Here is a 12,375-nt window from a genome sequence, read left to right on the forward strand (position 1 = left end):
TGTCTCCCCAAACCAAATTCCACGCGTTATCGAAACGCCACTCTAACAACATTGCACTTTGAGCAAGCACCGAATTAGAGTGTCTGTTCTTCAATAAGTTCCGTAACGCCTTTGTTTTTGTTCATCGCGCCGCAGACCATTCATTTTCTCTCATTATAAGTCTGTTCACGATACGCACCCGCTTTCTGACAAGAATCATTAACTTTATCGTCAGAAGAGTAACGCAACACAGGCTTTATTTCACCACAAAATCTGAAGCTAACGATCTGCTTCGCAAAATATTTCCGGCCATTTAGCGCAGATTTAACCTCCGGGATTCCGTTTAGTCATTGCAACACACCTCAAAAAAAACGTGCGATATCTCGCATCGCAATGCTATTCTCCCCACACCATGTTTAGTAAATTAAACAAACATCATGAACACGACGCCTGAACTTCATTGTGATGTACTGATCATTGGCAGCGGTGCTGCCGGCCTCTCCCTCGCACTGCGCCTGGCGGAACATCAGAACGTAATCGTGCTGAGTAAAGGGCCGATGAGCGAAGGTTCCACCTTCTATGCACAAGGCGGTATTGCCGCGGTGTTTGATGAAACGGATAGCATTGCCTCGCACGTAGAAGACACCCTGATTGCCGGTGCCGGGATCGTGGATGAGCATGCCGCAGAGTTTGTCGCCAGCAATGCCCGCCACTGCGTGCAATGGCTTATCGATCAGGGCGTGCTGTTTGATACGCAGGTTCAGCCTAATGGTGAAGAGAGCTATCACCTGACCCGTGAAGGCGGGCACAGCCACCGCCGTATTCTGCACGCTGCTGATGCAACCGGAAAAGCGGTTGAAACCACGCTGGTCAGCAAAGCCCTCAGCCATCCCAATATTCGGGTACTGGAGCGCAGCAACGCCGTCGACCTGATTATTTCCGATAAAATTGGCCTGCCCGGCACGCGCCGTGTTGTCGGCGCATGGGTGTGGAATCGGAATAAAGAGAAGGTGGAAACCTGCCAGGCAAAAGCCGTTGTGCTGGCCACCGGCGGCGCCTCCAAGGTTTACCAGTACACGACTAACCCGGATATCGCCTCCGGAGACGGTATCGCCATGGCCTGGCGCGCAGGTTGCCGCGTGGCGAATCTGGAGTTTAACCAGTTCCATCCTACCGCCCTGTTCCACCCGCAGGCGCGTAACTTCCTGTTAACTGAAGCGTTGCGTGGCGAAGGCGCGTATCTGAAGCGTCCGGACGGTTCCAGGTTTATGCCGGACTTCGACCCCCGAGGTGAACTGGCACCGCGGGATATCGTGGCCCGCGCCATTGACCACGAGATGAAGCGGCTTGGCGTGGACTGTATGTATCTGGACATTAGCCATAAACCGGCAGACTTTATTCGCCAGCACTTCCCGATGATTTATGAAAAGCTGCTGAGTCTGGGTATTGATCTAACCCGCGATCCGGTGCCGATTGTACCTGCCGCCCACTATACCTGTGGCGGGGTGATGGTTGACGATCATGGTCGTACCGACGTGGATGGTTTGTATGCGATCGGCGAGGTCAGCTATACCGGCCTGCATGGTGCGAATCGCATGGCCTCAAACTCGCTGCTGGAGTGTCTGGTGTATGGGTGGTCGGCTGCGGAAGATATTACCAAACGCATGCCCTATGCACGTCCGACAACACACTTGCCGGCATGGGATGAAAGTCGGGTAGAAAACCCGGACGAACTGGTGGTAATCCAGCATAACTGGCACGAGCTGCGGCTTTTCATGTGGGATTATGTCGGGATTGTACGTACAACGAAGCGTCTGGAACGCGCGTTACGCCGCATCATGATGTTGCAGCAGGAAATCGATGAATATTACGCCAACTTCCGCGTTTCTAATAATCTGCTGGAGCTGCGCAACCTTGTGCAGGTTGCCGAGCTGATTGTGCGCTGTGCAATGATGCGCAAAGAGAGCCGTGGCCTGCATTATACGCTGGACTATCCCGAACCGCTTGAAACGTCCGGGCCGTCGGTGTTGACGCCGCAGGTTCACATAAAAAGATAAAAGGCCTGGGTCAGAGCTGTGTAATCTTCGGAATAACGCTGGTCTGGCCCACGAATGACCATCCTGTCGATAAAGCACTCGCCCTCTTTCGGCGAGAGTGCCAGCAACACGCGGTGCGGTAAGCGTCCTTCCGTATCCGAAATATCGGTACGAAGACGCAGATTCCAGCCGATCTCATGTGCGATCTCAATGAAGGTATTACCCGTGCTTTCAGGCAAGACCACGCAGAAAAATCCCTCTTCCGAGATGAGCTCCGCCGCACTGGTCAGTAGCGCCTTGTGATCGAGCGAGCCGGTGTAACGTGCCTGCTCGCGTTCCGGCGTGCCACATTCCACGCCTGGCGTGAAATACGGCGGATTGCTGACAATCAAATCGTAACGCGCGGTCTGCTCCGGCGCCCAGGTCAGGACATCGGCGCATTCTACCCTGATGCGTTCTGCCCACGGAGAGTCGGCAGCGTTTTCACTTGCCTGCCGGGCCGCCTGAGGATCAAGCTCAACGGCATCGATCGTGACGTGTTCTTCCGTTCGCTGCGCCAGCATCAGCGCCTGAAGTCCGCTGCCCGTACCAATATCCAGAATGCGTTTTACACCTGCGACAGGAGCCCATGCCCCCAGTAAAATACCGTCTGTACCGACTTTCATCGCACAACGATCGTGCGCCACAAAAAACTGTTTAAAAGTAAAACCATCGCGGCGCAACTGCGCTTTGAGTTGAGACATGTCAGGGCAACCTTCTGAGTGAAACTGGAGTAGCATAGGGGAAAGCGAAGTGGTCGAAAAGCGATATCCATACAAACAGATGAAGATTACAGCCGTAACGTCTATAATCAGCGCCCCACACAGAGGTAGAACATGACTGTAACGACTTTTTCCGAACTTGAACTCGATGAAAGCCTGCTCAATGCCCTTGAGAGCAAAGGCTTTACACGCCCGACCGCCATTCAGGCCGCGGCCATTCCGCCTGCGCTTGAGGGCCGCGATGTGCTCGGTTCTGCGCCAACCGGCACGGGGAAGACAGCAGCCTACTTGCTGCCTGTGTTGCAGCATTTGCTCGACTTTCCGCGTAAAAAATCAGGCCCGCCGCGCATTTTGATCCTGACCCCGACCCGTGAACTGGCGATGCAGGTTGCCGAACACGCGCGTGAGCTGGCGGCGAACACCCATCTGGATATCGCGACCATCACCGGCGGCGTAGCGTATATGAACCACGCCGAAGTGTTCAGCGAAAACCAGGATATCGTTGTCGCGACGACAGGCCGTCTGCTGCAATACATAAAAGAAGAGAACTTCGACTGCCGCGCAGTGGAAACGCTGATTCTCGATGAAGCTGACCGCATGCTGGACATGGGCTTTGCCCAAGACATCGAACACATCGCGGGTGAAACGCGCTGGCGTAACCAGACAATGCTGTTCTCGGCAACCCTTGAAGGGGATGCCATTAAAGATTTCGCCGAACGTCTGCTGGAAGATCCGGTGGAAGTGTCCGCTACGCCATCGACCCGTGAGCGTAAGAAGATCCACCAGTGGTACTACCGCGCAGATAACCTTGAGCATAAGGTTGAGTTGTTGAAACACCTGCTGAAGCAGGAAGAGGCAACCCGTACCATCGTATTCGTACGCAAACGTGAGCGCGTGCATGAACTGGCAGAAATGCTGCGCAATGCCGGTATCAACAACTGCTATCTCGAAGGTGAAATGGCGCAGGTTAAGCGTACCGAAGGGATTAAGCGCCTGACCGATGGCCGCGTGAATGTGCTGGTTGCCACCGACGTTGCCGCGCGCGGGATCGACATCCCGGACGTGAGCCACGTGATCAACTTTGATATGCCGCGCAGCGGTGATACTTACCTGCACCGTATTGGTCGTACCGGCCGTGCGGGCCGCAAAGGTATTGCTATCTCTCTGGTAGAAGCGCACGACCATTTGCTGCTACAGAAAATTGGCCGCTACGTTGAGGAGCCGCTGAAAGCTCGCGTGATTGACGGACTTCGTCCGACCACACGTGCGCCGAGTGAAAAAATGACGGGTAAACCGTCCAAGAAAGCGCTCGCGAAACGTGCTGAGAGAAAAGAGAAAGAAAAAGAGAAGCCGCGCGTTAAACAGCGCCACCGCGATACCAAAAATATTGGTAAGCGCCGTAAGCCAAGCTCTGCTGCGTCAGAGACAAAAACGGAAGAGTAAAAAAAAGCCGGGACATTCCCGGCTTTTTTATTCCACCCCCAAAGCTGAAACCTTACAGGCTTTCAGTAAAGGTACGTGCGATAACGTCGCGCTGCTGTTCCGGGGTCAGAGAGTTGAAACGCACCGCATAGCCAGACACACGGATGGTCAGCTGCGGGTATTTTTCCGGGTGCTCAACGGCATCCATCAGCGTTTCGCGACGCAGGACGTTAACGTTCAGGTGCTGACCACCTTCCACGCGTACTTCTGGCTGCACTTGCATTGGAATTTCACGGTATTCAATTTCGCCCAGTTTGCTCACCGGAACGATTTCGTCTTCCGCAAAACCTGCTTTCGCTACTACACAGCGCGCTTCGTTTTTCTCGCTGTCCAGCAGCCAGAAAGAGTTCAGCAGATCGTCATTTGCAGCTTTAGTAATCTGGATACCTGTAATCATGTGTTGCCTCCCTTAGGCTACATTAACTGATGCTGGCCTTTTGCGGCCAATTGGTAAAACCATTGTTTGTTGTGTGTATATATAACATTCAGACCCGGGTGATTTATTGATTTAAATCAACAAAACCACTAACCACACAAAGAGTGTGGTCTGTATTTTTTGTTTTAGATCAATTTTAAAGGGTTACTAATTCAACTTATCCTGCCTGGTTTCAACATAAATTGAGTCACTTAGCCTGCTTTTCCGCGGGTAATTTTGCTCGTTGGGGTTTAACAGGTAAGCTAGACACAGAATGAGATTCGCAGGAGAGCGAGATGACAACACCTTTAACCTGGCATGACGTGCTGGCTGAAGAGAAGCAGCAGCCCTATTTTATAAATACCCTCAGTACCGTTGCGGCTGAACGGCAGGCCGGCCAGACAATTTATCCGCCGCAGAAAGATGTGTTTAACGCCTTCCGCTACACCGAACTGAGCGATGTAAAGGTGGTTATCCTGGGGCAGGATCCGTACCACGGCCCCGGGCAGGCTCACGGACTGGCATTTTCCGTGCGTCCGGGCGTGGCCATCCCACCTTCTCTGCTGAATATGTATAAAGAGCTGGAAGGAACGATTCCGGGTTTCACCCGCCCTAATCACGGTTATCTGGAAAGCTGGGCGCGCCAGGGCGTGCTGTTGCTGAATACCGTATTAACTGTCCGGGCGGGTCAGGCACACTCCCACGCCAGTCTGGGATGGGAAACCTTTACCGATAAGGTTATCAGCCTGATCAATGAGCATCGTGAAGGCGTCGTGTTTTTACTCTGGGGTTCGCATGCCCAAAAGAAAGGGGCGATTATCGATCGTCAGCGTCATCACGTGCTGAAGGCGCCGCACCCGTCGCCGCTGTCTGCGCATCGTGGTTTCTTTGGCAGTAATCATTTTGTTCTGACGAATGAGTGGCTGGAAAAGCGTGGCGAAAAGCCGATTGACTGGATGCCAGTGTTACCGGCAGAGAGCGAGTAGGGTTTGAATGTGCCGGGTCAGGCCCGGCACATAAAAGGCTTATGCCTTGTTCTGACGCCACCATTCCGCCAGCAGCACGCCGGTCGCAACGGATACGTTCAGGCTTTCAACGTTGCCAGTGCCGTCGATAGAGACGCTCAGGTCAGCGCTGGAGAGTGCCGCATCAGACAGACCATCGCGCTCCTGACCTAACACCAGCACCATTTTGCGCGGCAACGTCGCTTTAAACAACGGCGTAGCGGCACGGCTTGAGGTGGTGACAATGGTGTAGCCCGCTTTACGGAATTGCTCCAGGGCTTCCAGCACGCTGTCGCCGGTGATCGGCTGAACGTGCTCTGCACCACCTTCCGCAGTACGAATCGCCGCACCGGATTCCAGCAGCGCGGCATCCTGCAACAGAACGCCTTTCACGCCAAAGTGCGCGCAGCTACGCATCATAGCGCCCAGGTTATGCGGGTTACCTACATCTTCCAGCGCCAGTACGCAGTCATCGGCATCCGCCTGGCTAACCCACTGCTGCACGGTAGTGCCGTTACGTTTTTTGATCAGGAAGCAGACGCCGCCGTGGTGTTCTGTACCGGACGCTTTTGTCAGCTCGGCATCGTCAACCACGTGGTAGGCTTTGCGGTTCGCCGCCATCCAGCGCAGCGCTTCTTTAAAGCGCGGGGTCACGCTCTGGATAAACCATGCACGAACGATACACTCCGGGCGGCTCTGGAACAGGGCCTGACAGGCGTTCTCACCGTAGACACGGGTCTCTTCCGCACGCTGACGACGCAGCACTTCCGGATCGATAAAGCTTTTTCCGCTGATACCGCCGTGATCGGCTTTTTCGGTAGTCTCTTCACCGGGCGCGCGAGAAACGGTACGCCATGGCGATCCACCGTCGCGGACAAAATCATCGCGTTTGCGATCGTCACGCTTACGGTCATCACGTTTGCGGTCATCGCCGCGGTTATTTCTGTCATCGCGGGCGGGGCGACGGCCACCGTCTGCACGAGAAGACGCCGGACGCCCGCCACCTTTTCCGGTACGCGGATTTTGGGTGCGTTTATCAGAGTCATCATCACTGCGGACATACATCACTTTGACCTTGCCGCTTTTGTTTTTCATTTCGTCGTTCATGCTTTTCTCCACCAGCGCTGCGCGAAGCGCGCAGATTACCCGATGTGCAAGCTCATAGCCATAATTTCGTACAAAAGCCTGTGACTATTGTTCCCATTGAATAAAACGCGTTGTCGTTTCATACAGGCTCACTGATAATATGTAACATATCAGAAACATTATCGGCGTTCTGCCGTTGTTCCACGGCTCTATCAGAGGTTAGTTATGAATACCGTATGTGCCAACTGTCAGGCTTTAAACCGCATTCCGGACGATCGGATGGATGACGGTGCGAAATGCGGGCGTTGTGGCCACGAATTATTTGATGGCGATGTCATTAACGCGACGGGTGCTACGCTGGACAAACTCCTCAAGGACGATCTGCCTGTTGTGGTCGATTTCTGGGCACCGTGGTGCGGCCCCTGCCGTAACTTTGCGCCCATCTTCGAAGACGTGGCTGAAGAGCGCAGCGGGAAAATGCGTTTTGTCAAAGTGAATACCGAAGCGGAACGTGAACTCAGCGCCCGTTTTCGCATTCGCAGCATTCCAACCATTATGATTTTCAAAAATGGTGAAGTGATCGACATGCTCAATGGTGCAGTACCAAAAGCGCCTTTCGACAGCTGGTTAAACGAATCCCTGTAACATTCGCGGGGCATATCTTGTGCCCCGTTCTCTCCTCTGCGAAAATGGGGTTTTTCCTGCCTTTTCGCCCATGACTGATAACGCTGTACTTCAATTACGCGCCGAGCGCCTTGCGCGCGCCACCCGCCCTTTTCTGGCCCGAGGCAATCGTATTCGCCGCTGCCAGCGCTGCCTTTTACCGCTGAAAGTGTGTCTGTGCGAAACGCTTGCGCCGAGCGAGGCGAAAAGCCGCTTTTGTCTGGTCATGTTCGATACCGAACCGATGAAGCCCAGCAACACAGGGCGTTTGATCGCCGATATTCTACCCAACACCGCAGCGTTTCAGTGGTCGCGCACTGAGCCACCTCAGGCTCTGCTCGACCTGGTGGCAAGCCCGGACTATCAGCCCATGGTCGTTTTCCCGGCATCATATGCAGGCGAACAACGTCAGGTACTTACGGCGCCACCATCCGGTAAGCCGCCGCTGTTTATTATGCTCGACGGCACCTGGACCGAAGCAAGAAAGATGTTTCGCAAAAGCCCTTATCTTGATGCGCTGCCGGTGATTTCCGTCGATCTGTCGCGTGTTTCGGCCTATCGCTTGCGTGAAGCGCATGCCGAAGGTCAATATTGCACCGCTGAAGTCGCCATAGCGCTACTGGATCTGGCGGGCGATACCCAGGCGGCCGGCGCGCTGGGCAGTCACTTCTCCTGCTTCCGCGAACGTTATCTTGCGGGAAAAACCGTTCATAAGGGTAGTGTCACAGCAACTGAGGCAGAAAGCGTTTAAAATCATCAGGTCGCTTGCATTCACAGGAGGCCTGCATGAGCCAGAGAGGGTTAGAAGCGCTACTCCGTCCGAAATCCATTGCCGTTATTGGCGCCTCGATGAAACCGGACCGCGCAGGGTATCTGATGATGCGCAATCTGCTGGCTGGCGGATTTAACGGCCCGGTCATGCCCGTTACGCCCGCTTATAAGGCGGTACAGGGGGTGCTGGCGTGGCCGGACGTGCAAAGTTTACCGTTTGTTCCCGACCTCGCCGTGCTCTGTACGCATGCGAAACGAAACCTCGAATTGCTTGAGTCGCTCGGTCAGAAAGGCTGTAAAACCTGCATTATTCTTTCCTCGCCTCCTGAACAGCAGCCCGAACTGCTGGCCTGCGCCAGCCGCTACCAGATGCGCATTCTTGGTCCAAATAGCCTCGGTCTGCTTGCGCCCTGGCAAGGGCTGAATGCCAGTTTTTCCCCGGTTCCGATCCGTAAAGGCAAACTGGCCTTTATTTCACAGTCGGCAGCGGTATCCAATACCATCCTCGACTGGGCGCAGCAGCGTGAGATGGGCTTTTCCTATTTCATTGCCCTCGGCGACAGCCTGGACATTGACGTCGATGAGCTGTTGGATTTCCTGGCGCGTGACAGCAAAACCAGCGCTATCCTGCTCTACCTTGAACACCTGAGCGACGCCCGTCGTTTTGTATCGGCGTCGCGTAGCGCATCGCGAAATAAACCGATACTGGTCATCAAAAGCGGGCGCAGCCCCGCGGCTCAGCGCCTGCTACATTCCCGTTCCGGGATGGATCCCGCATGGGATGCAGCGATCCAGCGCGCCGGTTTACTGCGGGTACAGGATACGCACGAGCTTTTTTCCGCCGTCGAAACGTTAAGCCACATGCGCCCCCTGCGCGGTGAAAAGCTGATGATTGTCAGCAACGGTGCAGCTCCCGCCGCCCTGGCGCTGGACGAGCTCTGGCTACGCAACGGCAAGCTGGCCACGCTGGGTGAAGAGACGCTGCAGCGCCTGCGGGATGCGTTACCGGGAAGCGTTGTTCCCGATAATCCCCTCGATTTGCGCGATGATGCCAGCAGCGATCGTTACATTAAGGCGATCACGATTTTGCTGGATAGCCAGGACTTTGATGCGCTGATGATTATCCATTCGCCCAGCGCGGTTGCGCCAGGCAGCGAAAGTGCGCGTGCGCTGATTGAGGCGGTCCGAAACCATCCCCGCGGTAAATACGTTACCCTGCTGACCAACTGGTGCGGCGAATTCTCCTCGCAGGAGGCACGGCGTCTGTTTAGTGAAGCCGGGTTGCCAACCTACCGTACCCCAGAGGGCACCATTACCGCGTTTATGCATATGGTTGAATACCGCCGCAACCAGAAGCAGCTGCGTGAAACGCCTGCCCTGCCGGGCAATCTCACCGCAAATTCGGTGGATGTGCACAGGCTTTTGCAGCAGGCCATCGAAGAGGGCGCCACTTCTCTTGATACACATGAGGTACAACCCATTCTTGGCAGTTATGGAATGCAAACCCTGCCCACCTGGATTGCCGGCGACAGCGCTGAGGCGGTACATATTGCTGAGCAGATTGGTTATCCGGTCGCGCTGAAGCTGCGCTCTCCCGATATTCCGCACAAATCGGATGTGCAGGGCGTCATGCTGTATCTGCGCACCGCGACAGAAGTACAACAGGCCGCGGATGCCATTATCGATCGCGTAAAAATGACGTGGCCACAGGCCAGGATCCACGGCCTGCTGGTGCAGAGCATGGCCAACCGTGCGGGTGCGCAGGAGCTGCGCGTGGTTGTCGAACACGATCCGGTTTTTGGTCCGCTCATTATGCTGGGTGAAGGCGGCGTTGAGTGGCGGCCAGAAGAACAGGCGGTTGTCGCGCTTCCCCCTCTGAACATGAACCTGGCGCGTTATTTAATTATTCAGGCCATCAAAAGCAAAAAAATCCGCGGGAGAAGCGCTCTGCGGCCGCTTGATATCGCCGGATTAAGCCAGTTTCTGGTGAAGGTCTCCAACCTCATTGTTGACTGTGCGGAGATCCAGCGCCTGGATATTCACCCCCTTCTTGCCTCCGGAAATGAATTTACCGCCCTGGACGTGACGCTGGATATTGCGCCCTATATCGGTGACCCGGAAAGCCGTCTCGCCATTCGTCCTTATCCTCTTCATCTGGAAGAGTGGGTGGAGATGAAAAATGGGGAGCGGGCGCTGTTTCGCCCTATCCTGCCGGAAGACGAGCCGCTGCTGCGGGCGTTCATCTCGCAGGTGACGAAGGAAGATTTGTACTATCGCTATTTCAGCGAAATCAATGAATTTACCCATGACGATTTAGCCAATATGACCCAGATCGACTACGATCGAGAAATGGCGATTGTGGCGGTCCGCCGTTCCGGAGCGGGAGAGGAGATCCTCGGCGTGACGCGCGCTATTTCCGACCCGGATAACGTGGATGCCGAGTTTGCCGTACTGGTGCGTTCCGATCTTAAGGGTTTGGGGTTGGGCAGACGGCTGCTCGAAAAACTCATTGGTTATACGCGCGATCACGGATTGTCACGCCTGAATGGCATTACTATGCCAAACAATCGGGGTATGGTGACCCTGGCGCGGAAGCTCGGTTTTGACGTTGATATCCAGCTGGATGAAGGCATTGTCTCTCTGTCCCTCAGCCTGACTTCGACGGATAAACAAGAGTAAGCTGCTGGAAATGTTACCCACTTTTACCGGCACTGGGGTATCATTGTCCGCTTATGTTGTTTGCCTGGTACAGACAACCCTTCAATGAACAGAGAAGAAACGCACTGTGATGTTGTCAAAATTTAAGCGTAATAAACATCAACAACACCTTGCTCAACTACCGAAGATTTCTCAGTCAGTTGATGATGTAGAGTTCTTTTATGCTCCCGCTCATTTCCGGGAGACGCTTCTTGAAAAGATTGCCAGCGCTACGCGACGTATTTGCATTGTGGCGCTCTATCTTGAACAAGATGAAGGTGGGCGTGCGATCCTGAACGCGCTCTATGAAGCGAAACGTCAGCGTCCGGAACTGGATGTTCGCGTGCTGGTTGACTGGCACCGTGCTCAGCGTGGCCGTATTGGTGCGGCTGCCTCGAATACCAATGCTGACTGGTATTGCCGCACGGCCCTGGAAAATCCGGGGATTGATATACCGGTGTATGGCGTACCGGTGAATACCCGTGAAGCGCTTGGCGTTCTTCATTTTAAAGGATTTATCATTGATGACAGCGTCCTTTATAGCGGCGCCAGCCTGAATGATGTGTATCTCCATCAGCTCGATAAATACCGCTACGATCGCTACCATCTGATCCGCAATCCGCAGATGGCTGACATCATGTTCAACTGGGTTGATAAAAACCTGGTTCATGGTCGGGGTGTGCACCGTCTTGACGATCCTCATCGCCCGAAAAGCCCGGAAATCAAAAACGACGTTCGCTCCTTCCGCCAGGAACTGCGCGATGCGGTTTATCGTTTTCAGGGTGATGCCAGTAATGAAGAACTGTCCGTTACGCCTCTGGTAGGCCTGGGAAAATCCAGCCTGCTGAACAAGACCATCTTTCATTTGATGCCGTGCGCTGAGCATAAGCTCACCATCTGCACCCCGTACTTCAACCTTCCCGCCGTTCTGGTGCGTAATATCATTCAGCTGCTGCGTGATGGTAAAAAGGTGGAAATCATTGTCGGGGATAAAACGGCAAATGACTTTTTCATTCCGGAAGATCAGCCTTTCAAGATCATCGGCGCACTGCCTTATCTCTATGAGATTAACCTGCGCCGCTTCCTGAGCCGTTTACAGTACTATGTGAACACGGACCAGCTGGTTGTGCGTCTCTGGAAAGATGAAGACAACAGCTATCACCTCAAAGGGATGTGGGTGGATGACGAGTGGATGCTGCTGACCGGTAATAACCTGAACCCACGCGCCTGGCGTCTGGATCTGGAAAACGCCATCCTTATTCATGATCCTCAGCATGCGTTAGCCGCGAAACGCGATCGTGAGCTGGAGCTTATACGCACGCATACCACCGTGGTTCGTCATTATCGCGATCTGCAAAGCATCGCTGATTATCCGGTGAAAGTTCGCAAGCTGATTCGCCGTCTACGTCGGATCCGTATCGACCGCCTCATCAGCCGCATTCTGTAATACACGGGCCCTGTCATCGACGGGGCTTTTTTTA

At 54.3% G+C, this 12,375-nt stretch carries 10 protein-coding genes; 7 read left to right on the forward strand and 3 right to left on the reverse strand.

The genetic code is table 11. The features are described from left to right. Positions 1–416 precede the first annotated feature (416 nt). A complete protein-coding gene (gene nadB, locus O1724_RS17215) occupies positions 417–2,036 on the forward strand; it encodes an L-aspartate oxidase (RefSeq protein ID WP_022651669.1) in 1,620 nt (539 codons plus the stop codon). On the opposite strand, the gene trmN is transcribed toward nadB, so the two are convergent. Further along, the gene (gene trmN, locus O1724_RS17220) at positions 2,021–2,758 is read right to left on the reverse strand and encodes a tRNA(1)(Val) (adenine(37)-N(6))-methyltransferase TrmN (protein ID WP_003860724.1); all 738 of its coding nucleotides are present in this window, start codon (positions 2,756–2,758) and stop codon (positions 2,021–2,023) included. The genes nadB and trmN overlap by 16 nt on opposite strands. A 132-nt stretch (positions 2,759–2,890) precedes the next feature. On the opposite strand from trmN, the gene srmB reads away from it, so the two are divergent. Beyond that, positions 2,891–4,219 (forward strand): ATP-dependent RNA helicase SrmB, encoded by a 1,329-nt coding sequence (gene srmB / locus O1724_RS17225; protein ID WP_003860725.1) that lies wholly within the window; start codon positions 2,891–2,893, stop codon positions 4,217–4,219. Positions 4,220–4,271: 52 nt separating this feature from the next. On the opposite strand, the gene grcA is transcribed toward srmB, so the two are convergent. Next, entirely contained in the window at positions 4,272–4,655 is a 384-nt protein-coding gene (gene grcA, locus O1724_RS17230) for an autonomous glycyl radical cofactor GrcA (protein ID WP_003860727.1), read from the reverse strand. Positions 4,656–4,969: 314 nt separating this feature from the next. Between grcA and ung the strand changes: the two genes are divergently transcribed. After that, complete coding sequence (ung, locus tag O1724_RS17235) at positions 4,970–5,659, forward strand: uracil-DNA glycosylase (protein ID WP_003860729.1); 690 nt, start codon at positions 4,970–4,972, stop codon at positions 5,657–5,659. Positions 5,660–5,698: 39 nt separating this feature from the next. Here the strand turns inward: ung and O1724_RS17240 are convergent, their stop codons facing one another. Then, on the reverse strand, positions 5,699–6,784 hold the full coding sequence (locus tag O1724_RS17240; protein WP_022651671.1) for a tRNA/rRNA methyltransferase: 1,086 nt from the start codon (positions 6,782–6,784) through the stop codon (positions 5,699–5,701). Positions 6,785–6,988: 204 nt separating this feature from the next. Between O1724_RS17240 and trxC the strand changes: the two genes are divergently transcribed. The 4 genes from trxC to pssA all read left to right on the forward strand — a co-directional run bounded on the left by trxC (position 6,989) and on the right by pssA (position 12,341). Beyond that, positions 6,989–7,408, forward strand: coding sequence for a thioredoxin TrxC (trxC, locus tag O1724_RS17245; protein WP_003860733.1), 420 nt, complete (start codon positions 6,989–6,991; stop codon positions 7,406–7,408). 70 nt (positions 7,409–7,478) lie between these two features. Then, positions 7,479–8,177, forward strand: a complete 699-nt coding sequence (tapT, locus tag O1724_RS17250) for a tRNA-uridine aminocarboxypropyltransferase (RefSeq protein ID WP_109949122.1) — start codon at positions 7,479–7,481, stop codon at positions 8,175–8,177. Positions 8,178–8,212: 35 nt separating this feature from the next. Further along, a complete protein-coding gene (locus tag O1724_RS17255) occupies positions 8,213–10,876 on the forward strand; it encodes a bifunctional acetate--CoA ligase family protein/GNAT family N-acetyltransferase (protein ID WP_022651672.1) in 2,664 nt (887 codons plus the stop codon). Between the two features lie 109 nt (positions 10,877–10,985). Then, positions 10,986–12,341 (forward strand): CDP-diacylglycerol--serine O-phosphatidyltransferase, encoded by a 1,356-nt coding sequence (gene pssA / locus O1724_RS17260; protein WP_063944214.1) that lies wholly within the window; start codon positions 10,986–10,988, stop codon positions 12,339–12,341. The last annotated feature ends 34 nt before the right edge of the window (positions 12,342–12,375 follow it).

The organism is Enterobacter cloacae complex sp. HYC074_NIDB, assembly GCF_056673345.1.